Below are 22,771 nucleotides of genomic sequence, written 5' to 3'. Positions count from 1 at the left end.
CCGGCGTCTCCTCGTCGGAGCCGTCCCGGCGCCGCCGCCCGCCGCCCGGCCGCAGCAGCCGTACGGCGACGAAGGCCACCACCGCGAGCAGGGCGCCGGCGAGGACGACCTTGGAGTACGCGGAGACGATGTCGGTGACCTTGGTCCAGTTGTCGCCGAGGGCGTACCCGGCGAGGACGAACAGGGTGTTCCAGATCGCGCTGCCCAGCGTGGTCAGGGCCAGGAAGACCGGCATCCGCATCCGCTCGACGCCGGCCGGCACGGAGATCAGGCTGCGGAAGACGGGGATCATCCGGCCGAAGAACACCGCCTTCGTGCCGTGCCGCGCGAACCACGCCTCCGTCTTCTCGATGTCCGAGACCTTCAGCAGCGGCAGGCGCCCGGCGAGCGCGACGGTGCGGTCCCGGCCGAGCAGCGCGCCCACCCCGTACAGGGCGAGCGCGCCGAGCACCGAGCCGGCCGTCGTGCACACCAGGACGGCGAGCAGGTCCATCCGCCCGGAGGCGGCGGCGAACCCGGCGAACGGCAGGATCACCTCGCTGGGCAGCGGCGGGAACAGGTTCTCCAGCGCGATGGCGATCCCGGCGCCGGGCGCGCCGAGCGTGTCCATCAGGTCATTGATCCACTGCGGTCCGGTCGCCGCTCCGGTCGTCATGCGGCCACGCTAGGGACCCGACCCTGAAGGGTTCCTGAAGCGCGAGGCCCGGGGCGGATCAGCCGCAGCAGCCCCCGCCGCAGCAGCCGCCCCCGCCGCCGCCCCCGCCGGACCCGGGCGAGGGGGCCGGGGCGGCGGACGAGCCGCCGACCGCGACGGTCGACAGCAGCTTCACCGTGTCGTCGTGGCCCGCCGGGCAGACGGCGGGAGCGGCGGACTCGGCCATGGGACGGCTCAGTTCGAAGGTGTCGCCGCAACTGCGGCAGCGGTACTCGTAACGAGGCATGGCCCCAGATTAGCCCGGCGCCCGGACCCGCCGGGGGCTGCTCAGCGACTCGCCGGGGGCCACTCAGCGACCTGACGGGCGTCGCTCAGCGACCCGCCGGGGGCCGCTCAGTGCCCGGCCCCGCGGTCCTCCCGTATCCGGCCCACCACCCCGGCCACCGTCCGCCGCACCGCCTCCGTCTCGGTCAGGAAGTGCCAGTAGTCGGGATGCCGGCCGGTCAGCGAGCCGATCGCCCGCTCCAGTTGGGCCACCGCCTCGTCCAGCGGGCCGGCGTGCCGGGGGTCGGGGGTGTGGCGGCCGGCCATGGCCAGGCGCTGTGCGTCCCGGATCGCGAACCGGGTGCGGTCGATCTCCTCCTGCGGGTCCTTCTGCACGGCGTTGAGCCGCCGCAGCCGGTCGCCGGCGGCGGACACCGCCTCGTCGGTCTCGTTCAGCAGCGCCCGGACCGTCGACAGCAGGGCGGTCGCGTCCGGCCAGCGCTGCTCGTCCCGCGCGGCCCGCGCCTCGGCCAGCTTCCGCTCGGCCTGCCGTACGGTCTCGGCGGCCTGGTCGGGGACGTGCTGGAGGTCCTGCCAGCAGGCGGCCGCGAACCGCCGCCGCAGCTCGCTGAGGACCGGCTCGACCTGTTCGGTCCGGGTGGTCAGGGCCTCGGCGCGGGTGCGCAGCGACACCAGCCGCCGGCCGATCTCGGCGGCCCGCTCCGGCAGTTGCTCCGCCTCCGCGCGGACCGCCTCGGCCTGCCGGGTGACCCGCTCGGCCCGCTCCAGCGTCCCCGGCACGCCGTGCCGCCCCGCGCCCTCGTTGAGCTTGGTCAGCTCCGGGGCGAGGGCGGCGAGCCGGGCGGCCAGGTCGTCCGCGCGCAGCCCCGCGGCCCGTACGGCGTCCAGGGCGTCGGACGCGGCCTGGAGGGACTGCCGGGCCCGCTCGACGGCCGGGGCGAGCCGGGCCAACTGGGTCTCGGCCTTGCCGAGCAGCGGGCCGAGGCCCTCGGCGAACCGGTCCAGCTCCCCCTTGACCCGGTCCAGTTCGTCCCGGGCGGCGGTCAGCTCGGTACGGGCGCGGGCGGCGGCCGACGCCTCCAGGTCGTCGCGGTCCAGGTCGTGGGCGTCGACGGCGCCGATGTACCGGCCGCTGGCCTCGTCGATGCGCCGGCCGAGCGCCGCGAACCCGTCGGCCGCGCGGCGGGCGGCGGGGGAGTCGTCGACGGCCGTGATCGTCTCGATGGAGATCCGCAGGTCGCGCTGGGCGGTGTCCAGTTCGTAGAACGCGGCGGCGGCGGCGTCCTTCGCGGCCTGCGCCTCCGCCCGCTGGCTGTCGGCCCGCCCGCCGAACCAGCGCCGGGTGCCGCCCCCGGCGAACGCGCCGAGCAGCAGGGGCGCGGCGAGCAGCGGCAGCGCGGTCAGCGCGAGAAGGTCACGCGATGGTGTCGCCGGCACATCCCTCTCCCGTGTCGTCCGCCCTGCCCGGGTCCATTCTCCCACCCGTAGAGGACGAACACACGGGCCGGTCAGTTCGCCGTACGGACCCTGACTCCGCCGTCCTTGGACCGGGCGTCCACGACATGGGCGCTGGAGTCACTGCGCGGCACGGACACCCGTACCGAGCCGTCGTCGGTCCAGGTGCTCACCTTGTACGTGGCCCGCGGCACCTCGACGGTGACCGAACCGTCGTCGCTGCGCGCCCGCACCCGGTCGGGCACGGCACCGAGCCGCAGCTTCACCGAGCCGTCCTTGGTCTCGGCGTCGACCCGGCGGGCGTCGACGTCCGCGCGGACCGAGCCGTCGTCGCTGCGCAGGTGCAGCGGGCCGGTGGAGTCGGCGACCCGCACGGACCCGTCGGCGGTACGGATGCTCAGCGCGTCCCGGAACCCCCGCGCCCGTACGCTGCCGTCGTCGCTGCCGACCTCGACGGCGACGCCCCGGGGGACCTCGACGCGGTGCCTGGCCGCGCAGTCGGACATGAAGCCCGAGCAGTGCATGCGCAGCACCAGCCGGTCGCCGTCCATCCTCCACGTGACCTCCGGCTCGTCCCCGACCGCGACCGAGCCGTCGAACCACCGGGTGACCTCGATACGGCCCCGGGTGTTGTCCTCGGCGGCGACGATCTCCAGCGCGCTGTCGTCGGAGTCGACGGTGAGGGTGCGGCCCGGCAGGGAGAAGGACCGCGTCTCCGGCTCCTTGTCGTCGTCGGCGGAGGCACAGGCGCCCAGGCCCGCGACGGCGAGCACGGCGGCGCCGGCGGCGACCAGCGCCCGAGCGGAAACGGTACGGCGGGCCATGAGGGTCTCCCTGGATACGGTCCGATGAGGCACTCCGACCGTACGGAGCGGGACCCCGCCGAAGAATCCGGGCCGCTACCGCATCGTCGGTGGGGTTATCCCCCCGGACGCGTTTGCGAGCCGACGGCCCCGGCAGGGTAGGCTGTCGACTCGTCCCGGGTGCGTAGCTCAGGGGTAGAGCGCCTGCCTTACAAGCAGGATGTCGGCGGTTCGAAACCGTCCGCGCCCACCACCGGCCACAGGGGCCCACCGTCGTCCGACGGGGGGTCCCTGCGCTGCTGTCAGGGACCGATGACGGCCAGCGCCCTCGCCCACGGGTACACCTTCGGGTCCCCCTGCTTCGCAGGGTGCGGCTGGTACCCGTCCGGACCGTCGAGCACGACGACGCCCTGCTCCCGCAGCGTGGCGAGCGACCCGGTGACCGCGGGCTGGGCGCCCTGTTCTCCGCCGTGTGCACGGTGTGGCCGGGGGACGTGCCGCTTACGCCTCCTCGGTCGGTGGGGGCTCGTGGGCGTGCTTCAGGCGGGAGCGGGCCGCTACCTGGTCGGGGCCGGTGAACTGGGACCAGTAGCGGTGGGTGGTGACGAAGACGGCCAGTTCGCGCTCGCGCTGGCGCAGCTTCTCGACCTCGGCCTGTTCGTCGTCGGACCAGCCGGGGGTGGCGGGGCGCTCGACCTTGCGCCAGCCGGTGTCGTCGCTGAAGCCGTCCGCCGGCGCCACGGACCAGGGGAGCCGCTTCAGCAGGGCCGACAGCTCGGCCCGGACCTGATGCAGTTCCTCCTGACCGGCGAGGAGGTCACTCGGAAAATCATAGGTCGTAGCCACGACCCAATGATACTCCTGTTCGAATTCGAAACTCTGGACGACACCGCTAGCGTGTGGGGATGGAGAGCATGGACGCGGGCGTGCGGCTGGTTCCGTGGGCGGAGGGGGACCTGTGGCTGCTGCGGCGGCTGAACGGGCCCGAGATGACCGCTCACCTGGGAGGACCGGAGAGCGAGGAGCAGGTGCTCGGGCGGCATCGGCGGTATGTGGGGATGGCGGCGGCGGACGGGCGGATGTACCGGGTCGTGCTCGACGGCGGGGGCGGGAGCGTCGGGTCGGTGGGGTACTGGCGGCGGGAGTGGCGGGGCGGGGAGGTCTGGGAGGCCGGGTGGGGGGTGCTGCCGGAGTTCCAGGGGCGGGGGCTGGCCGTGCGGGCGGCGCGGGCGGTGCGGGACGCGGCCCGGGAGGCCGGCGGGCCCCGGTATCTGCACGCCTTCCCGAAGGTGGCGCACGCCGCGTCGAACGCCGTCTGCCGCAAGGCCGGGTTCACCCTGCTCGGCCCGGTCGACTTCGAGTACCCGAAGGGGCATCCGATCCGGTCGAACGACTGGCGAGCGGATCTGGCCATCGGCTGACGCGGGCGGGGGCGCGGGGCGAGACTGGGGGCATGTGCCGCAGTATCAAGACGCTCCGCCCGCCCGCGCTGGCCGAGGAGGCCACCGACGCGGAGATCCGGGCCGCCGCCCTCCAGTACGTCCGCAAGATCTCCGGGTTCCGCGCCCCGGCCGCCCACAACCGCGAGGTCTTCGACCGCGCCGTCGACGCGGTCGCCGCGGCCACGGCAGAACTGCTGGACGGCCTGGAGGTGCGGGGCGCCGGGGTCCGCCGGGCGGGCTGACGTCCCGATGAGGACCTGGGCGGCCCCGCTGCTCGTCGGCGGCGGTCAGCCGGGGACCAGGGCCGTCCACTTCTGGTTGGCGCCGCCGTGGCAGTCCCAGATCTGGAGCTGGGTGCCGTCGGCCGTGGCGGAGCCGGGGACGTCCAGGCAGCGGCCGGAGACCGGGTTGCGGTAGCCGCCGTCGTAGGACTGCCAGACCTGGTTGGTACCGCCGTGGCAGGACCAGAGCTGCACCTTGGTGCCGTTGGCCGTGCCCCGGCCGGCGATGTCGAGGCACTTGCCCAGGGAGCGCAGGGTGCCGTCGGTGTAGGCGGACCACAGTTGGTTGCCCGCGCCGTTGCAGCTCCAGGTCTGGACGGCGGTCCCGTCGGCGGTGCCCGCGCCGCTGACGTCCAGGCACTTGCCGGCGAGGCCGGACCGCACGCTCGCGGCGGCGGGCGCGGGGTTCCTCAGCCAGCCGGCGCTGTCCGCGGCCTGGACGCCGCGGTGGAAGGCGTCCGCCATCTTCAGGTAGCCCGCGTCGTTGGGGTGCAGGGTGTCGGCGAGGTCGGCCGTGGTCAGACCGCTCATGTCGACCAGGGCGACGTGTTTGCCCGCGGCCCGCGCGTCGCTGACGATCCGGGCGGCCCCCTGGTTGAACGCGCCCCGGTACCGCTCCTCCGACGCGCTGGTGGACACGACCAGGGAGGCGACGAGGACGGTCGCGTCGGGGGCGCCGGCGGTGATCTGGCCGACCAGCGTCCTCAGCCGGGCGATGGCGGTGTCGGCCTGGGTCGCGCCCTGGAGGTCGTTGGTCCCGATGTGCAGCGTGACGACATTGGGCCGGTAGCGGGTCAGGGGAGCGTCCACCAGGGCGGAGATCTGGTCGATGCGATATCCGGAGTGCCCCTCGTTGTCGGGGTCGGACATCGAACCGCCGCGCAGCGTGCCGACGAAGTCCACGGGATGGCCGTCGGCCGCCAGCATGTTCCACAGCGGACCGCGATAGCCGTTGCCGGTGCTGCTGCCCACCCCCCAGGTGATCGAGTCGCCCAGCGGCATGACACGCAGGGGCGTGTCCGGGGCGGCCGAGGCGGGGGAGGCTCCGGTCGCGCCCACTCCGAGCGCGACGGCGACGAGCATGATCAGGGCACGGATCCAGGACTTTCTCATACAGGTGTCCTCTTCTGTGCGGGAAGTCTTCCGGTACGCCTTGCACGACCGATCGGTCGGCCTCGCCTGGGTTCCATCGCGCGAGAAACGTTCGGTATGTCGAACGTCGTTCGAGAAGTCGCGATGTCAGGGATGGTAGAGGTGCCCCCGGGTCTGTCAACCGCCGTGGCGGGACCGCCCGCGTCACCGGCGGTGCTCCGCGGCCGCCTCAGGCGCTGGAGCGGACGACCAGCCGGGTCGGCAGGAGCAGCGCGGTGGGGTCCTGCCCGTCGACGAGCGCCAGCAGCATGCGCGCCATCTCCCGGCCCAGGGCCTCTATGGGCTGCTGGACGGTGGTGAGCGGAGGGTCGGCGATCTGCGCGACGGCCAGGTCGTCGAAGCCGACCACGGCGACGTCGGCGGGCACCCGCCGGCCGGCCGTCCGCAGGGTGCGCAGCGCTCCGGCGGCCATGTTGTCGCTGGCGGCGAACACCCCGTCCACGTCGGGGTGGCGGGCCAGCAGCGCGGCCATGGCGGCGGCTCCGCTGGGCTCGGTGAAGTCCCCCTCCCACGGCGGCAGCGGTTCGAGGCCGGCGGCGAGCATGCCGTCCCGGTAGCCGCGGTACCGGGCGCGCCCGGCCTCCGTGTCCAGCCGCCCGCAGATCGCGGCCACCCGGGTCCGGCCGCGGGAGACCATGTGCTCGGTCGCCGCACGCGCCCCGCCGACGTTGTCCACGTCGACGTACCACCGGGGCACCGAACCGACCGGGCGCCCGCCGAACACCACCGGCATGCGCGCCTCCTCGGCCATGCGGGTCAGCGGGTCGTCCTCGCGCAGCGCCATCAGCATGACGCCGTCGGCGCCCCGGGAGCGCAGGAGTTCCGCCACCCGCTTGCGGCCGCGGTCGGACGCGGCGAGGCACAGCATCAGATGGAGGTCGGCCTCCTCCAGGGCGGCCGACGCCCCCACGATCACCCGGGCGAAGAACGGGTCGGCGAAGATCGACGGGTCCTCTCCCGAGACGACCAGGGCGGCCGCACCGGTCTGCCGGGTGGCCAGCGCGCGGGCGGTCGAGTTGGGGACGTAACCGAGCTGCCGCACGGCCCGTTCGACGGCCTCCCGTTTGGCGCGGCTGACGTGGGGCGCGTTGTTCAGGGCGCGGGAGGCCACCGAGCGGGAGACACCGGCGTGTTCGGCCACCTCGTCGAGCGTCGGCTGCCGGCGCGGCGCGTTTGCTGCCATGGACGGGGAGTGTTCCACAGGTGCCGAGCCGTCGGCGCGCGGGTCTGGAAGCGCTTCCAGAAATGTCCGGAACTCTTCCCGGACCGGTCGGCGTCGCGGCCCGCGTGCCCGTGAAAAGCGGGGCGGTGCACCGGTATTGACACTCCTACCGGCCCGCCACACGATTGGGACCGCTTCCAGTGGGAGCGCTCCCAGTCCCCGACATCCCCTGCCAGGAAACCGAGGTCCTGTGATGAGCCGCAGACTCCGCACCCTGGCGGCAGCGCTTCTCGCCCTGCCGCTGGCACTCGCCGCCGCACCGAGCGCGCACGCCGCCGACCCCATCTCCATGACGAGCGGGTTCTACGTGGACCCCGCCTCCAGCGCCAAGAGGTGGGTGACCGACAACCCCGGTGACGGCCGCGCCGCCGCGATCAACAACGCCATCGCCAACACCCCGATGGCCCGCTGGTTCGGCTCCTGGAGCGGCACCATAGGCACCGCGACCGGTGCGTACGTGGGGGCGGCGGACCAGGTGGACAAGCTGCCCCTGCTCGTCGCCTACAACATCTACAACCGCGACTACTGCGGCGGGCACTCCGCGGGCGGAGCCAGCTCACCGTCCGCCTACGCGAACTGGATAGCCCAGTTCGCCGGCGGGATCGGCAGCCGCCCGGCCGTCGTCGTCCTGGAACCGGACTCCCTGGGCGACTACGGCTGCATGAACCAGAGCCAGATCGACGAACGCGAGGCCATGCTGACCAACGCCCTCGCCGAGTTCAGCCGCCAGGCCCCCAACACCTGGGTCTACATGGACGCCGGCAATCCCGGCTGGGTCAACGCGGCGACCATGGCCCGGCGCCTGCACGAGGCCGGGCTCCGGCAGGCCCACGGCTTCTCGCTCAACGTCTCCAACTACTTCACGACCGCGGAGAACACCGCCTTCGGCAACGCCGTCAACAGCGAGCTGAGCGCCCGCTACGGGTACACCAAGCCGTTCGTCATCGACACCAGCCGCAACGGCAACGGGTCCAACGGCCAGTGGTGCAACCCCTCGGGGCGCCGCATCGGCACCCCCACCCGGACCGGCGGAGGCGCCGAAATGCTCCTGTGGATCAAGACACCGGGCGAGTCCGACGGCAACTGCGGCGTCGGGAGCGGCTCCACGGCCGGGCAGTTCCTCCCCGAGGTCGCCTACAAGATGATCTACGGCTACTGATCCGGAGCCTTCCGCGACCCGAGGTCGCTAGGCGCGGGGGCGGCGCATCACGTATGCCGCGCCCGCGCCCGCGCCGAAGAGGGCGGCCAGGGACACGGCCGTCGCCACCCAGGTCGTACCGAGCCACTGGCCGCCGAAGTAGCCGAGGGCGACGCTGTACGCGGCCCAGGACAGGCCGGCCAGCGCGGACCAGGGCAGGAACTCGCGGATCCGGCGGTGCGCCGCGCCCGCGCCGAGGGAGACCAGGGAGCGGCCGGCGGGGGCGAAGCGGGCCAGCACCACCAGCGCGCCGCCGCCCCGGGCGAGGGCCGCGCCAAGACGTTCCTGCGCGGTGGCCAGCTTGCGGGAGCGGGCGATCGCCCGGTCCAGACGGGCGCCGCCGACCCAGGCGAGGCGGAAGGCGACCAGGTCACCGAGGACGGAGGCGGTGGCGGCGCAGAGCGTCAGCAGCAGGATGTCGGGCACACCGTGCGGCACATGGCCGGTGGCCGCCTGCGAGCCGGCCGCCGCCGCAGTGGCCGCCGTGATCACCAGCACGCCGCTGGGCAGCATCGGCAGGAAGACGTCCAGGAGCACCGAGAGGGCCACCAGCGCGTAGATCCAAGGGCTGCTCACCAGCGGCCCCACACTCTCGAACACCGTGACTCCCCATCGCTTCCCCCCGCGGGCCTGACCATGCCGCGACACGCGGGGACGGCAGGGGAGGCCGATGACAGCCATACAGCGTACGCCCGGGGTGTGACAGACGGTTCACAGGGGGCTGGTGTGAACGCCACAGCGGGTTCACCCGACTGCCGCGTCCGAGGGGGCGGTCCCGCCGGGTCTCCCGTAGCAACGACGGTGGAGCGAGGCCGGATCCGTGCGCCTCGCCGTCCCTCATGTGCACGGGCGGCCCGTGCACCCGACGAACGGAAACACACCATGCTGGCTGGAATATGCGTGGGCGCCGCCACCGCGGCCCTGCTCGCGAGCGGCGGCACCGGCGCCCACGACCCCGCGCTGCGCGCGCAGGCCCGCTTCGCGGACCCCGGGGCCGCGTCGTCGGCACCGGCGTACGACCGGACGCTGGTTCCGGAAGGGGCCCGGATCGAGGTCCGCGAGGACATCGCGCCCGACGGGGCGACCACCGTCGGGCTGCGGGTGCGGGGCATGGTCCCGGGCCACGCGTACGGCGCGCACGTGCACGAGAAGCCGTGCGGCGTCGACCCCGCCGCCGCGGGCGGGCACTACCAGCACCGCCCCGGCGCCGGCGCGACCCCGCGGAACGAGGTCTGGCTCGACTTCACCACCGACGCCCGCGGCGCGGGCCGGGCCGTCACCCGCCACGACTGGGGGTTCCGGCCGGGCGAGGCGGGCTCGGTGGTGATCCACGACCGGCCGGGCAACTCCGGCGCCCGGATCGCCTGCCTCACCGTGCCGTTCCGCCCGGCCGGCCGCTGACACGGCGGTGCCCTCCGCGGCACGCGCGGAGGGCACCGTCGGCGATGGCGCCGGCTCAGACCACGGCCGGCGTCGTCTCCTCGGCCGGGCGGCGCTGGCCGGCCGTGCGCCGGTCCAGCACCCGGTCCAGGCCGAAGGCGCCGGAACCGGTGAAGACCAGCAGCAGGAAGGCCCAGCAGAACATCGCCGACGCCTCCCCGCCGTTCTCCATCGGCCACAGCGCGCCGGGCTGGTGCACCTTGAAGTACGCGTACGCCATCGAGCCCGAGGCGATGAGCGCGGCGACGCGGGTGCCGAGGCCGAGCAGCACCAGGCTGCCGCCGACCAACTGGATCACGGCGGCGTACCAGCCCGGCCAGGTGCCCGCGTCCACGGTGCCGCCGGTGCCGGCGGCACCCCCGAGGACGCCGAACAGGGAGGCGGCGCCGTGGCAGGCGAAGAGCAGGCCGACGACGATGCGGAAGAGGCCGAGGACGTATGGCCGAATGGTGTCCAGGCGATCTGTCATGTGGGGGGCACTCCTTCGCTGGACCGGTCCCTGGGGGGCCGGTCGCTTCGGGGGACGGAAGTGGAGCCGTCAAACACGTTAGGCACGCCTAAACAGTGCTTGCAACTTCAACATCAGGCCATCCGGAGATCGACAGCACATCGACAGGGCGGCGACAGGAGTCCGACAGGATCGGCGCGAAATCCCGGTGCGACTAGGACAGTTGGGTCTCGGTGACCGTGCGCAGGCCGTCCTCCGTGGCCTTCTCCAGCCGCAGTTGGGCCGAGCGCCCGCGCAGGGTCAGCGTCATGAGCTGGTTGCCGAACCAGGGCCCGCCCGAGCGCCGCCAGCGCACCGCCGGCCGGGGCAGCCGGCCGTGCCGGGCGAAGGCCCGGCCGAGGGCGCGGGCCGGCGCGCTCCAGCCGAACCGGAAGCCGAGCCGGATGGAGAGCGGCACGGAGTTGTGCACGGGCGAGCAGGTGAGCTGCACGACCCGGGCGTCCGGCCCGCCGCCCGGCCAGGACGGCTCGGCGACGTAGGCGTGGTGCACGTCCCCCGACAGCACGCACACCGTCGCGGGCGCCCCCGGCCCCGTACCCGCTTCGGCGATCAGGCCGGCCAGGTCGTCGAAGCTGTCCGGGAAGGCCGCCCAGTGCTCCAGGTCGGCCGCCCGGCGCACCTTCTCGCCCAGCCGCGCCCAGCGCCCGTCGCGCCCGCCGCGCTCGCCCCGGCACAGCGCGGCGTTCCACCCCTCGATGTCGTGCACCAGGTGGGGCAGCAGCCAGGGCAGCGAGGTGCCCACCAGGAGGTGGTCGTAGTCGCCGCGGCCGTCCAGCGCCTGGTCGCGCAGCCAGGCCGCCTCGCCCGGGTCGAGCATGGAGCGCCGGTCCTCGTCCAGCACCCGGGCGGCGCGGCTGTCCACCATCAGCAGCCGGACCCGGCCGAAGTCGCGCCGGTAGCTCCAGCGCACCGAGGCCGGGTCGGCGTCGGCCCGCTCGGCGAACGAGCGCAGCGCCCCGGTGCCGTCGGGCCCCCCGGTCACCGCGGCCCAGAGCGGGTCGGCGGCCAGCTCGGCGGGGGAGAGGTTGCCCAGGTGCTGGTGGACCCAGTACGACATCAGACCGCTCAGCAGCCGCTCGCGCCACCAGTCGGTGGCCCGCATGTCGGCCAGCCAGGAGGCGGAGGTGTTCCAGTCGTCGATCACGTCGTGGTCGTCGAAGATCATGTAGCTGGGCACCGTGGACAGCAGCCAGCGCACCTCCGGGTCCAGCCAGGACTCGTAGTACAGGCGGGTGTACTCCTCGTAGTCCGCGACCTCCGCGCCCGGCGGCCGGTCCAGGTCGCGGCGGGCGGCGAGCCAGCGGCGGGTGTCGTCGGAGACCTCGTCGGCGTACACCTGGTCGCCGACGAGCAGCAGCACGTCGGGCCGCTCGCCCCCGGGATCGGCGGCGATCCGGGCGGCGAGCGTGTCCAGGGCGTCCGGGCCCACCGGGTCGGGCTCGCCGGCCGCCGGGGCGGCCCAGCGGCAGGAGCCGAAGGCGACCCGCACGGTGTCCTCGTCCCGCGCCGGGGTGCGGATCACCGACGGCGGGAACGGGGTGTCCGGCAGCGGCCACACCCGGGTGCCGTCGAGGTGGACCTCGTACGGCGTCGCCGTGGCCGGTGCCAGGCCGGTCACCGCGACCAGGGCGTAGTGGTGGCCCGCCACCTGGAAGGTCTCGGCCGTGCCGCCGGCGCCGTCGGCGCAGCGCACCTCGGCGGTGCACGGGCGGTCGGCCTCGACCCAGACGGTCGCGCACGAGCCGTCGGCGTACCTCAGCAGCGGTCCCAGGCGCAGGTCGGCCATGGTGGATCCCCTCCTCCGTCGCCCCGTACGGTACGGAACGACGGAGGCCGGCGGGGAGATTTCCCGGTCAGCAGCTCGCCAGGTAGTTCTGCAGGGCGGACTTCTCGGCGGAGTCGACGGAGAGCCCGTAGTAGTACTTCACCTGCACCCAGGCGCGGACGTAGGTGCAGTGGTAGGCGGTGCGGGACGGCATCCAGGTGGCCGGGTCCTGGTCGCCCTTGGCCTGGTTGACGTCGTCGGTGACGGCGAGGAGCTGCGGGCGGGTCAGGTCGTTGGCGAAGGACTGGCGCCGCGAGGTGGTCCAGGCGCTCGCGCCGGAGTCCCACGCCTCGGCGAGCGGCACCAGGTGGTCGATGTCGACGTCGGAGGCGGCGCTCCAGGTGGCGCCGTCGTAGGGGGAGTACCAGGAGCCGCTGGTGGCGGCGCAGGCGGAGTCGGTGACGACGTTGGAGCCGTCGCGCTTGAGGACGGTCTCGCGGGTGTTGCAGGTGCCGGACTGGGTGATCCAGTGCGGGAACAGGTCGCGGTCGTAGCCGGTGCGGTTCTCGGTGGCGACGGTGAGCGAGGCCAGGTAGGTGCGGGCGGTGGCGGCGCTGACCGGGGTGGGCAGGGCGGCGGAGGCGCTCGGGGAGCCGAACAGGGAGAGGGCGGCGGTCAGGGCCGTGAGGCCGGCGAGGACGCTCAGGCGTCGACGCGCGTAGAACTTCGGCATGCGAACTCCCTTGGGAAGTGGGGGTGGTGGAGCGCGAGCGAGGGAATGCTCGTGGCGCCGCGTTGCGGTGGGGTGAGCGCCTGGTAAGAAGCTAATGACGTGCGCATGACACGACAAGGCTCATGACGAGAACGGCGTTCGAGGGGCGGCCCCCGGGTCGCGTACCATGGACGGCGCAGAAGGGGAGTAGCTCTTCGCCGGACCGTCGACATACTGCTCAGCTCGTCTGAGCCGGCGCCCGGAGGCAGGACCCGTACCGCGTACGGGACCGGCCAGCGAGACCTTCGGCAAGCAGTGCACGCCCGTTGTGTGCTGCCGTGCCGAGGTGTCCCCGTACTGGATCAGCACTCTCGGTGGGGCGGCCCCGACCGATTGAGGAACCCTTGATCAGCATCACCGTGACGGCGCTCGTCTTCGGCGTCGTCTTCCTCGCCGAACTGCCGGACAAGACCGCGCTGGCCGGCCTCGTCCTCGGCACCCGCTACCGCGCCTCGTACGTCTTCGCCGGCGTCGCCGCCGCGTTCCTGCTGCACGTCGCCCTCGCCGTCGCGGCCGGCAGTGTGCTCACCCTGCTCCCGCAGCAACTGGTGCACGCGCTGACCGGCGTGCTCTTCCTGGGCGGCGCGGCGATGCTGCTGTTCAAGAAGGACGAGGACGAGGAGGAGGTCCGCAAGCCCGAGAACCAGTCCTTCTGGAAGGTCGCCGGGGCCGGCTTCATGCTCATCCTGGTCGCCGAGTTCGGCGACCTCACCCAGATCATGACGGCCAACCTGGCCGCCCGGTACGACGACCCGCTCTCCGTCGGGCTCGGCGCGGTGCTCGCCCTGTGGGCGGTCGCCGGGCTCGGCATCGTCGGCGGCAAGGCCCTGATGAAGCGGGTCCCGCTGAAGCTGATCACGCAGATCGCGGCACTGCTGATGCTGGGTCTCGGGGTGTGGAGCCTGTACGAGGCGGTGACCGGCTGAGACGGCCGCGCGCCGAACACCGGGTGAACGCGGCGGGGCGATGCGGGCGGGGCGGTGGCGCGACCCCCCACCTGTTTTGTACCGTGGAGAAACAAAGTGGCTCCCGCCCGTTCTCCCTGACCGGCGGGCGGGGCCGCCTTGTGTTCCGGACACCGGGTCCGCCCTCCCGAGTCCCCGGGGGGCGTCCGTGCCCCCTTCCGCGTCTTGGAGTCTGCCGATGACGGCCACCACCACCGTGCTCACCGCCCGCGCCCTGCTGCTGGACATGGACGGCACCCTCGTCAACTCCGACGCCTCGGTCGAGCGCGTCTGGCGGCGCTGGGCCGACCGCAACGGGCTCGACGGCGACGAGGTCATGAAGGTCGTGCACGGCCGCCAGGGCTACGCCTCCATGGCGCTGCTGCTGCCCGGCCGGCCGATGGAGCAGAACCACGCCGACAACGCCCGGATGCTCGCCGAGGAGACCGCCGACACCGACGGCGTGGTCGCGATCCCCGGCGCCCCGGAGTTCCTCGCCGCCCTGCGCGGCCTGCCGCACGCCCTGGTGACCTCCGCCGACGTGGCGCTCGCCACCGCCCGGATGGCCGCCGCCGGGCTCGCGCTGCCCGACGTGCGGGTCACCGCCGAGTCGGTCGGCGCCAGCAAGCCCGACCCCGAGGGCTTCCTCAAGGGCGCCGCCGAACTGGGCGTCGACCCCGCCGACTGCGTGGCCTTCGAGGACTCCGGCGCCGGCATCGCCGCCGCCCGCGCCGCCGGGATGCGGGTCGTGGGCATCGGGCCGCGCGCCGGGTTCCACGCGCCGGACGCGCTGGTGCCGGACCTCACGCGGGTGCGGGTGGCGGCCGGCGCGGACGGGGAGATCCGCCTGCACGTGGGCTGAGCGGCCGGCCGGCCGGCCGGCCGGCCGACCGGTCCCGGGGGCCGCGGCTTCCGGGGCGTCACGGGTCCCGGGTGCTGAGGTTCCTGGGGCTAGGACTCCCGGGCACCAAGGCTCCCGGGTAGTAGGGCTCCCGGGCGCTAAGGCTCCTGGGTCTCCCGTTCCAACTGCTCACGGGTGCGGGGACCGTACGTGCCCCGTTCCTCGGACGGGATGCCGCGCCACCACTGGAAGGTGCGCAGCGCGTCCTCGACCCGGTGGTCGAAGGTGCCGTCGATGTCGCCCAGGTAGAGGTTGATCTGCCGCAGCCGCTGCTGGAGCTCGGTGACCTCCGGGCCCCGGTCGCCGAGCCGCAGCACCGCGGCGCCCGCGCTGTCCGCGCCGCCGTCCTCGTCCGCCGCGGCCGGCGGGGCGTCCGACGCCGACACCGAGGCCGTGGGCGACGGCTCGGCCGACCGCGACGGGGACGGTGACGCGCTCGACGGCGACGCGGACGGCGACGACGAGGGGCTCGCGCTCTCGGACGCGGAGGCCGACGGGGACGGCGACGCGGACGCGGACGGTACCGGGACGCCGCTGGCGGGCGCCGGACCCGAGGGCGTGCCGGTCGACGGGTCGGGGACCCCCGCCCGTACCTCCTCGGGCTGCGCGCCGTCCCGCGACGGGCCCTCGTAGGAGAGCAGCCCGCTGGCGTACCCGGCCGCGCCCAGCACCACGACGACGGCCGCGGCGGCGCCCACCAGCACGCCGCGCCTGCGCTTGCGCGGGCGCTCCGCCGGTGCGCCCGGTACGTCGTCCGGCCGGGGTGGGCGGGGCGTGCCGGTCGCCTCGAACAGCCGCAGGTCCGTGTCGCTGGGCGGACCGGCGGAGGGGGCGAGGGGGGTGGGGAGGACGGAGGTGGCGTCGGGGGAGGACGCGGCCACGGCCACGGGGACGGTTTCCGTGGCGGTGGCGTCCCCGGCGGCGGGGGGCGTCGCGGGGACGGGGCGCAGGGCCATGGTGGCGTCGGCGTCGGCGTCGGCGTCGGGTGCGGGCTCGGGTTCGGGTGCGGGTGCGGGTGCGAGGGCGCCCGGCGTCCCCGGCGTCTCCGGCGCGTCCGTGGCCTCGCCGCCCGTCTCCAGCTCCACGTACGGGCGGATGCGCAGGGGATCGAAGTCCTCCGCGGCGGCGGCCTCCGCGGTGCGGTTCCGCTGGACGGCGTCGGCCGCCCGGCGCCCGCAGCCGCAGGTCGGCGTACCGTCCTCGCCCCTTCGCGCGCCGCACTCCGGGCACGGGTGCCGGGGCCCCTCGGACTGTTCCACGCTGCTCTCCCCTCCCTTCGCGTCCCCTCGCGAACTCCAGAGATTATGCAGATCTTCTCCACGTCCCCGCCCCCGCGCCCCCGGAATTCCCGCTTCCCGTACGACTGAACGGGCGATAACCGGTCACACCGAACAGGATGGAAGGTGCGTTCAGACGTTCGGAGGACCCCATGGCGCAGGACACGCGCAACGCGACGGAAACGGCCCGTGGCGTGCCGCAGGAGCACGTCCCGGGGAACGTCCTGGTCTCCATCGGCGCCCTGCTGCTCGGGATGCTGCTCGCCGCCCTGGACCAGACCATCGTGTCGACGGCGCTGCCCACCATCGTCAGCGACCTCGGCGGCATGGAGCACCTGTCCTGGGTGGTGACCGCCTACCTGCTGGCGTCGACGGCGGCCACCCCGCTGTGGGGGAAGCTCGGTGACCAGTACGGCCGCAAGAGGCTGTTCCAGGCCGCCATCGTGATCTTCCTGGTCGGCTCCGCGCTCTGCGGAATGGCCCGGAACATGCCCGAGCTGATCGTCTTCCGCGCGGTGCAGGGACTGGGCGGCGGCGGGCTGATGGTGCTGTCGATGGCGATCGTCGGCGATCTGGTCTCCCCGCGGGACCGCGGCCGGTACCAGGGGCTGTTCGGTGCCGTGTTCGGTGCGACCAGCGTGCTCGGGCCGCTGCTGGGCGGGGTGTTCACCGAGCACCTGAGCTGGCGCTGGGTGTTCTACGTCAACCTGCCCGTCGGCCTGGTCGCGCTCGGCGTGATCGCCGCCGTGCTGCACATCCCGCGCCGCTCCACCCGGCACGTCATCGACTACCTCGGGACCTTCCTGATCGCCGCCGTCGCCACCTGCTTGGTGCTGGTCGCCTCCCTCGGCGGCACCACCTGGGGCTGGGGCTCCCCGCAGATCATCGGCCTGGCGGTGCTCGGCGTGCTGCTGGCGGCCGTCTTCGTGGCCGTCGAACGCCGGGCCGCCGAGCCCGTGCTGCCGCTGCGGCTGTTCCGGGTCCGTACCTTCGTGCTGTCGGCCGTGATCAGCTTCGTCGTCGGCTTCGCGATGTTCGGCGCGATGACCTACCTGCCGACCTTCCTCCAGGTCGTCCAGGGCGTCAGCCCCACCCTGTCCGGGGTGCACATGCTGCCGATGGTGGCCGGGCTGCTGCTGTCCTCGACCGTGTCCGGGCAGATCGTCAGCCGCACCGGCCGCTGGAAGGTGTTCCCGGTGGCGGGGACCGCCGTCACCACCCTCGGCCTGCTCCTGCTGCACCGGCTCGACGAGCACAGCTCCACCGCCCAGATGAGCGTCTTCTTCTTCGTCTTCGGCCTGGGCCTCGGCCTGGTGATGCAGGTCCTGGTGCTCATCGTGCAGAACGCCGTCCCGTACGAGGACCTGGGCGTCGCCACCTCCGGCGCCACCTTCTTCCGCTCCATCGGCGCCTCCTTCGGCGTCGCCGTGTTCGGCACGATCTTCGCCGGCCGTCTCACCGACCAGCTCACCGACGCCTTCCGGGGGAGGCCGCTGCCGCCCGGCGTCTCCGCCGACACCCTGAAGTCCGACCCGCGCGGCATCGGCGCCCTGCCGCCCGCGCTGCGCCCGGAGGCCGTGCACGCGTACGCCTCCTCCATCACCGACGTCTTCCTGTACGCCGCCCCGGTCGCCCTCGTCGGCTTCGTACTGGCCTGGTTCCTCAAGGAGGACCGGCTGCGCGGCTCGGTCACCGCGCCGGACGCCACCCAGACCCTCGCCAGCAACCCCGTCCAGCGGTCCTCGCGCGACGAGGTCTGCCGCGCCCTGTCGGTGCTCGGCACCCGGGAGGGCCGCCGCGCGGTCTACCGGAAGATCACCGCGCGGGCCGGGTACGACCTGCTCCCCGCGGCGAGCTGGCTGCTGCTGCGCATCCGGCGGTACGGCTGTGTCGAGCCGGGCGTGCTGGCCGAGCGCGGCCCCGTACCGCTGACCGTCGTCCTGGAGGCCGCCCGGCAGATCGAGGTGCGGCACCTCGCCGTCCGCCAGGGCCTCGGCCTGGTCCTGACCGAGCAGGGCCGCGAGGCCGCCGAGAAGCTGGCCCGGGCCCGCGAGGAGTCCCTCGCCGCCCTGCTCGGCGACTGGTGGGGACCGGACCGCCCGACCGACCTGGAACACCTGGTCAAGGAGTTGAACGGCGAACTGTGCGGCGCCCAGGGGGAGCGCCCGCACGAGGAACGGGCCCTCACCGGTCCGCGCTGACCCTCAGCGGCAGGGGCTCGGCAGCGGCTTGGCGAAGCAGTGCTCGGCGTACGGGTCGTCCTTGTACGGCGGGATCTCCCGGTAGCCCAGTCGGGCGTACAGGGCGCGTGCCTCGACCAGGTCGGCGCGGGTGTCCAGCACCACCCGGGCCGCGCCGAGCGCCCGCGCCGCCTCCTCCGCCGCCCCGACCAGCGGCGCCGCCCCGCCGCGCCCGCGCCACCGCGGCGCCAGGTACACCCGGGTCAGCTCGGCCGTCGCCGCGTCCAGCAGCCGCACCCCCGCCGTGCCGGCCGGCTCCCCGGCGTACCGCGCCAGCAGCAGGGCGCCCCGGGGCGGGGCGAGGTCGGCGCCGGGCGCGGCGGCGATCTCCCGCTCCAGCTCGTCCGGATCGGTGCGGCGCCCCTGGTGCAGCAGGTACCAGCGGTCGCTGACCTCCGTGTAGTACGCCCGCCAGAGCGCGGCGGCGGCGGGGGAGTCGTACGGCTCCGGGGCGATGGTCCAGGTCATGACCGGCATGGTCGGCGGCGGCCCCGGCCGCTCGCAACCGGTTAACCCCCGGGGCGCCGGGCAACCCCCGGGAAAACCGGGCGAGTTGAGGCGCCGGGCCCGGGCGGACGGCACCGTTTGACGGCGGTTGAGGGGGTACCCGAACGGTGAACCGGCCCGGACGGCGAGCCGGTTGGGCCGAGAACCCGGAAGGCATTCATGTCCACAGGCGTGATCATCGCTCTGATCGTGATCGTGGCGGCCGTGCTCATCGTCGCGGCCGTACTGACCCTGCGCCGGGGCCCGCGCCACGGCGGGAGCCTGAAGCGGCGCTTCGGGCCCGAGTACGACCGGGCCGTGGCCCGGCACGACGGCGACACCAAGGCGGCCGAGCGCGAACTGGCCGAACTGGTCGAACGGCACGGCAATCTGCGCACCAGGACCCTGGAACCGGCCGAGCGGGAGCGGTTCGAGGCGCGCTGGACGGCCGCGCAGGAGCGGTTCGTCGACTCCCCGCGGGAGGCCGTCGCCGAGGCCGACCGGATCCTCGCGGACCTGGCCGGGGCCCGGGGCTACCCGGACGGCGGGCGGTACGACGAGCAGGTCTCCGCGCTGTCCGTGCACCACGCCCACCACGTCGACGGCTACCGGCGGGTGCACCACGCGAGCCGCGCGGACGCCAACGGCAGCACCGAGCAACTGCGGGAGGCCATGGTCGGCGCCCGCGCCCTGTTCGAGGACCTGGTGCGCCGGGACCACGGCGGGCACCGCACCGGCGCGGACGACGGCGGCCGGGCGGTACGCGGCACCCGGCAGCCGTGGGCACTGAACCGGCGTCAAGCTAAGGAGAGTTGAGCCACATGTCCGATGTGACCCGGCCGACCGGCGGCGCCTCCGCCGAACGCGGCCCGCAGACACCCGGTGAACACGGTCGGCAGACCCCGGAACCCGGCGCACGCGGCTCGCAGGCCCCCGACGCGCGCGGCTCGCAGACCCCGGATGCCCGCGGTGAGACCGCGCTGGGCACCGGTCCGGCGCACGGTACGACGGGCGCCGGCGGGACCGGTCCCGACCGTGGCGGTGACCAGGAGCCGCTCGGTGTCCGGTCCGAGCACGCGGTCGGCGTCCGCGAGGAGGCCACCCCGAACCTGCACACGTCCGGCAGCGGCGTCCCCGGCACCGAACGGACCACCGAGGCCCCGCCGCCGAGCCCCGGCACCCCGCTGCTGCCGCGCGAGGAGAGCGACAAGTACGGGGAGCGCCTGCACCACGCGGTCGCCGGGTTCATAGACGATCCGCGCGGTGCGGTGGAGGAGGCCGACCGCGTCCTGGAGGAGATCGCCACCCGCTTCACCGACGCGGTGACGCGCCGCCGCCGTACGCTGCGCGGCTCCTGGCAGACCTCCTCCGGCGACACGGACCGCAAGGCCACGACCGCCGACACCGAGCAGCTCCGGCTCGCCCTGCGGGACTACCGCGAGCTGTCGGACCGACTCATGCACCTGTGAGGCCCGCGGACGAGATCCGCACCCCGCCGCTCGGCGGGGTGCGGATCTTTTCGTTCCGCGCCTCGGGCCGGTCCGGCCGATCTATCATGCGGCGGCGGTGAAAGGAGGCCGCACCGGACGTCTCGGGAGGAACCGCACGTGCTCGAACTCACGATGGTCGCCGTCGCCGGGGCGGACGCGGGTGCCACGGCCGGTATGCAGATGGCGGAGGCGGCCAGCGAGCCGGGGGCGGTGCTGCGGGTCGGCCGGGACGCGGCGGTGTGCGGGCTGGTGACGCCGGAGGACTGGCTGTTCGTCTCCCGGGCGCACCTGGAGTTCCGCTGCGGGGCGGACGGGAGCTGGCACCTGACGTGGCTGCGGGGGTCGCTGCCGGAGCCGTCCTCGCAGGTGCGGTTGCGGGTGGGGGAGCGGATGCGGGCGTTGGCGTACGGGGGGTCCGTGCCGTTGCCCTCCGGGGGGAGCGGGGAGGTCGTGGTGCAGGACCGGGCCGGGCCGCGGAGTGTGAACGTGGGGTTCTATCACGAGGCGTGAGGTGTTGCGGCGGGTCGGTGGTCGGTGGGGTGCGTGGCCCGGCGTGGCGGCTGGGCGGGGGCGTTGCGCGGCCCGGCGTGGCGGGGTGCCGCCCGCGCCCACCCGTGCCGCCCTTGGCGGCACGATTGCCCGCGGCTGGGCGGCTGGGCGGCTGGGCGGCTGGGCGGCTGGGCGGGGGCCCTTACCGGTGGGTCAGCGATGGGGGTGAGCCCGGTAGTGGGCGGCCCGCTGATTCGGTCAGGTACCACGTGGCGGTGCCGCCGATGAGGGCCGCGGCCATCATGTAGTACGCGGGCATCATCATGTCGCCGGTCGCGCCGATCAGGGCCGTGACGACCAGGGGGGTCGTGCCGCCGAAGAGGGAGACGGAGACGTTGAAGCCGATGGAGAGGGAGCCGTAGCGGACCCGGGTGGGGAAGAGGGCCGGGAGGGCGGCGGGCATCGACGCGGTGAAGCAGACCAGCAGCAGGCCCAGCGCGGCCATGCCCAGGCCCACCGCCCACAGGCTGCCGTCGCGGATCAGCAGCAGCGCCGGGACGGAGAGCAGCAGGAAGCCCGCGCAGCCCGCCGCGATCACCGGACGGCGGCCGACCCGGTCGGTCAGGGCGCCCGCGAACGGCTGGACGACCATCATCAGCGCCATCACGGCCAGCACCACCAGCAGCCCGTGCGTCTCGTCGTACGCCAGCTCGCTGGTCAGATAGCTCGGCATGTACGACAGCAGCATGTAGTCGGTGACGTTGAAGACCAGCACCAGGCCGACGCAGAGCAGCAGCGCCCGCCACTGCCCGGCGACCATCTCCCGCAGGGGCACGCGGGGGCGGGCCGCCTCCGACTCGGCGAGCTGCGCCGCGAAGGCCGGGGTCTCCTCCAGGCGCATCCGCAGATAGAGGCCGACGAGGCCCATCGGGCCCGCGACCAGGAACGGGATCCGCCAGCCCCAGGACATCAGGTCGCCGTCGGACAGCAGCGCGGTCATCAGGGTGACCAGGCCCGCGCCGCCGATGTAGCCGGCCAGGGTGCCGAACTCCAGCCAGCTCCCGAGGAACCCGCGCCGCTTGTCCGGCGCGTACTCGGCGATGAAGGTGGCCGCCCCGGCGTACTCGCCGCCGGTCGAGAAGCCCTGCACCAGCCGTGCCACCAGCAGCAGCACCGGCGCCCAGACGCCGATCGCGGCGTACGACGGGATCAGGCCGATCGCGAACGTCCCCGCCGCCATCATGATCATGGTGACCGCGAGCACCTTCTGCCGGCCGACCCGGTCGCCCAGCGGGCCGAAGACCACCCCGCCCAGCGGGCGGACCAGGAACGCGGCGGCGAACGCCCCGAACGTGGAGAGCAACTGGGCGGTCGGGTCGCCCGACGGGAAGAAGACCTTGCCCAGGGTGACCGCGATGTAGCTGTAGACGCCGAAGTCGAACCACTCCATGGCGTTGCCGAGCGCCGCCGCCTTCACCGCGCGCCGGACCAGCGCGGGATCGGTGACGGTGGGCCCGGGGGGCGCCTGGGTGCGGGACGAGGGGTACGCGGGGGCGGTGACGGTGGCAGCGGTGGCGGCCGACAAGACTTCGCTCGCCTACCTTTCGACGGGGACGGGGACCGGGCCCGCGCGGCGGCGCTGGCGCGCCGGGCCGAAAAGCGACCATAGGCGCTGATGTCCCGATCACGTCCGGTACCGATCTCGTTGCAGAATGCACCGAAACCCCGTGTACGCTGGCCCGTCCGGGCCCGGCGCGGTGCTCCCGGCCGGTTCCCGCTGTGATCCTTGTCGCTCCCCGGGGCGGCGGGCGAACCCCGGCCCGACTATCGTCATCGGGACAAAAGGAGAGCTGCCGCCAGGTGAAGCGGGGGTTGCCTGCGTCTCTCTCCGGGGGTGCGAGCCTCATAGGGTTCGCTGAGGACCCGTGCGCACAGGACGTACGGGACGACGGGGCGGGAGGCCGAC

General features: G+C 74.2%; 23 protein-coding genes, 1 tRNA gene and 1 pseudogene. 11 read left to right on the top strand and 14 right to left on the bottom strand.

What is annotated here, in order from left to right:
- Positions 1-19: 19 nt before the first annotated feature.
- From IE316_RS00830 to IE316_RS00815, 4 genes and pseudogenes are all read right to left on the bottom strand, one after another.
- Positions 20-655, bottom strand: a pseudogene (locus IE316_RS00830) (DedA family protein); the annotation flags it as partial.
- 58 nt (positions 656-713) lie between these two features.
- Positions 714-941 carry an FmdB family zinc ribbon protein gene (locus IE316_RS00825; RefSeq protein WP_190202106.1) on the bottom strand — a complete coding sequence of 76 codons (228 nt, stop codon included), beginning with the start codon at positions 939-941 and terminating at the stop codon, positions 714-716.
- Positions 942-1,048: 107 nt separating this feature from the next.
- Positions 1,049-2,377: a coiled-coil domain-containing protein gene (locus IE316_RS00820; protein WP_229910139.1), complete on the bottom strand. Its 1,329-nt coding sequence runs from the start codon at positions 2,375-2,377 to the stop codon at positions 1,049-1,051.
- A gap of 71 nt (positions 2,378-2,448) precedes the next feature.
- A complete protein-coding gene (locus IE316_RS00815) occupies positions 2,449-3,219 on the bottom strand; it encodes a DUF4097 family beta strand repeat-containing protein (RefSeq protein ID WP_190202104.1) in 771 nt (256 codons plus the stop codon).
- Between the two features lie 157 nt (positions 3,220-3,376).
- Here IE316_RS00815 and IE316_RS00810 point away from each other — a divergent pair.
- A tRNA-Val gene (locus IE316_RS00810) sits at positions 3,377-3,451 on the top strand.
- Positions 3,452-3,699: 248 nt separating this feature from the next.
- Here the strand turns inward: IE316_RS00810 and IE316_RS00805 are convergent.
- Entirely contained in the window at positions 3,700-4,044 is a 345-nt protein-coding gene (locus tag IE316_RS00805) for a DUF8825 domain-containing protein (protein ID WP_190202103.1), read from the bottom strand.
- 59 nt (positions 4,045-4,103) lie between these two features.
- On the opposite strand from IE316_RS00805, the gene IE316_RS00800 reads away from it, so the two are divergent.
- Entirely contained in the window at positions 4,104-4,619 is a 516-nt protein-coding gene (locus IE316_RS00800) for a GNAT family N-acetyltransferase (RefSeq protein WP_190202102.1), read from the top strand.
- A gap of 32 nt (positions 4,620-4,651) precedes the next feature.
- Positions 4,652-4,882, top strand: coding sequence for a DUF2277 domain-containing protein (locus tag IE316_RS00795; protein WP_190202101.1), 231 nt, complete (start codon positions 4,652-4,654; stop codon positions 4,880-4,882).
- A gap of 45 nt (positions 4,883-4,927) precedes the next feature.
- Here the strand turns inward: IE316_RS00795 and IE316_RS00790 are convergent, their stop codons facing one another.
- Together IE316_RS00790 and IE316_RS00785 are read right to left on the bottom strand one after the other, a co-directional pair.
- Entirely contained in the window at positions 4,928-6,034 is a 1,107-nt protein-coding gene (locus tag IE316_RS00790) for a ricin-type beta-trefoil lectin domain protein (RefSeq protein ID WP_190202100.1), read from the bottom strand.
- A gap of 208 nt (positions 6,035-6,242) precedes the next feature.
- Positions 6,243-7,256: a LacI family DNA-binding transcriptional regulator gene (locus tag IE316_RS00785; protein WP_190202099.1), complete on the bottom strand. Its 1,014-nt coding sequence runs from the start codon at positions 7,254-7,256 to the stop codon at positions 6,243-6,245.
- A gap of 232 nt (positions 7,257-7,488) precedes the next feature.
- Between IE316_RS00785 and IE316_RS00780 the strand changes: the two genes are divergently transcribed.
- Positions 7,489-8,454 carry a glycoside hydrolase family 6 protein gene (locus IE316_RS00780; protein ID WP_190202098.1) on the top strand — a complete coding sequence of 322 codons (966 nt, stop codon included), beginning with the start codon at positions 7,489-7,491 and terminating at the stop codon, positions 8,452-8,454.
- Positions 8,455-8,481: 27 nt separating this feature from the next.
- Here the strand turns inward: IE316_RS00780 and IE316_RS00775 are convergent, their stop codons facing one another.
- Positions 8,482-9,093, bottom strand: a complete 612-nt coding sequence (locus IE316_RS00775) for a DedA family protein (RefSeq protein WP_190202097.1) — start codon at positions 9,091-9,093, stop codon at positions 8,482-8,484.
- A 282-nt stretch (positions 9,094-9,375) separates the two neighbouring features.
- On the opposite strand from IE316_RS00775, the gene IE316_RS00770 reads away from it, so the two are divergent.
- Complete coding sequence (locus tag IE316_RS00770) at positions 9,376-9,894, top strand: superoxide dismutase family protein (protein WP_190202096.1); 519 nt, start codon at positions 9,376-9,378, stop codon at positions 9,892-9,894.
- A gap of 55 nt (positions 9,895-9,949) precedes the next feature.
- On the opposite strand, the gene IE316_RS00765 is transcribed toward IE316_RS00770, so the two are convergent.
- The 3 genes from IE316_RS00765 to IE316_RS00755 all read right to left on the bottom strand — a co-directional run bounded on the left by IE316_RS00765 (position 9,950) and on the right by IE316_RS00755 (position 12,939).
- Entirely contained in the window at positions 9,950-10,402 is a 453-nt protein-coding gene (locus tag IE316_RS00765; RefSeq protein ID WP_190202095.1) for a DoxX family protein, read from the bottom strand.
- Positions 10,403-10,595: 193 nt separating this feature from the next.
- Positions 10,596-12,227 carry an alkaline phosphatase D family protein gene (locus tag IE316_RS00760; RefSeq protein WP_190202094.1) on the bottom strand — a complete coding sequence of 544 codons (1,632 nt, stop codon included), beginning with the start codon at positions 12,225-12,227 and terminating at the stop codon, positions 10,596-10,598.
- Positions 12,228-12,294: 67 nt separating this feature from the next.
- Entirely contained in the window at positions 12,295-12,939 is a 645-nt protein-coding gene (locus tag IE316_RS00755; protein WP_190202093.1) for an HNH endonuclease family protein, read from the bottom strand.
- A 383-nt stretch (positions 12,940-13,322) separates the two neighbouring features.
- Here IE316_RS00755 and IE316_RS00750 point away from each other — a divergent pair, with 383 nt between their 5' ends.
- Together IE316_RS00750 and IE316_RS00745 are read left to right on the top strand one after the other, a co-directional pair.
- Positions 13,323-13,904, top strand: coding sequence for a TMEM165/GDT1 family protein (locus IE316_RS00750; RefSeq protein ID WP_190202092.1), 582 nt, complete (start codon positions 13,323-13,325; stop codon positions 13,902-13,904).
- Between the two features lie 217 nt (positions 13,905-14,121).
- Positions 14,122-14,784 (top strand): HAD-IA family hydrolase, encoded by a 663-nt coding sequence (locus IE316_RS00745; protein ID WP_190202091.1) that lies wholly within the window; start codon positions 14,122-14,124, stop codon positions 14,782-14,784.
- A gap of 137 nt (positions 14,785-14,921) precedes the next feature.
- On the opposite strand, the gene IE316_RS00740 is transcribed toward IE316_RS00745, so the two are convergent.
- Positions 14,922-16,082, bottom strand: coding sequence for a peptidoglycan-binding domain-containing protein (locus IE316_RS00740; protein ID WP_229910138.1), 1,161 nt, complete (start codon positions 16,080-16,082; stop codon positions 14,922-14,924).
- Positions 16,083-16,252: 170 nt separating this feature from the next.
- Here IE316_RS00740 and IE316_RS00735 point away from each other — a divergent pair, with 170 nt between their 5' ends.
- Positions 16,253-18,301, top strand: coding sequence for an MDR family MFS transporter (locus IE316_RS00735; RefSeq protein ID WP_190202090.1), 2,049 nt, complete (start codon positions 16,253-16,255; stop codon positions 18,299-18,301).
- A gap of 3 nt (positions 18,302-18,304) precedes the next feature.
- On the opposite strand, the gene IE316_RS00730 is transcribed toward IE316_RS00735, so the two are convergent.
- On the bottom strand, positions 18,305-18,808 hold the full coding sequence (locus IE316_RS00730; RefSeq protein ID WP_190202089.1) for a GNAT family N-acetyltransferase: 504 nt from the start codon (positions 18,806-18,808) through the stop codon (positions 18,305-18,307).
- Between the two features lie 198 nt (positions 18,809-19,006).
- On the opposite strand from IE316_RS00730, the gene IE316_RS00725 reads away from it, so the two are divergent.
- From IE316_RS00725 to IE316_RS00715, 3 genes are all read left to right on the top strand, one after another.
- Complete coding sequence (locus tag IE316_RS00725; protein WP_190202088.1) at positions 19,007-19,642, top strand: hypothetical protein; 636 nt, start codon at positions 19,007-19,009, stop codon at positions 19,640-19,642.
- 5 nt (positions 19,643-19,647) lie between these two features.
- Entirely contained in the window at positions 19,648-20,295 is a 648-nt protein-coding gene (locus tag IE316_RS00720) for a hypothetical protein (protein ID WP_190202087.1), read from the top strand.
- 138 nt (positions 20,296-20,433) lie between these two features.
- On the top strand, positions 20,434-20,826 hold the full coding sequence (locus IE316_RS00715) for an FHA domain-containing protein (protein WP_190202086.1): 393 nt from the start codon (positions 20,434-20,436) through the stop codon (positions 20,824-20,826).
- Between the two features lie 181 nt (positions 20,827-21,007).
- Here the strand turns inward: IE316_RS00715 and proP are convergent, their stop codons facing one another.
- On the bottom strand, positions 21,008-22,390 hold the full coding sequence (proP, locus tag IE316_RS00710) for a glycine betaine/L-proline transporter ProP (RefSeq protein WP_190202085.1): 1,383 nt from the start codon (positions 22,388-22,390) through the stop codon (positions 21,008-21,010).
- Between the last annotated feature and the right edge of the window lie 381 nt (positions 22,391-22,771).

This window comes from Streptomyces fumanus, from assembly GCF_014655295.1.
Taxonomy (GTDB): Bacteria; Actinomycetota; Actinomycetes; order Streptomycetales; family Streptomycetaceae; genus Streptomyces; species Streptomyces fumanus.
This window is presented reverse-complemented; position numbering and strand designations above follow the sequence as displayed.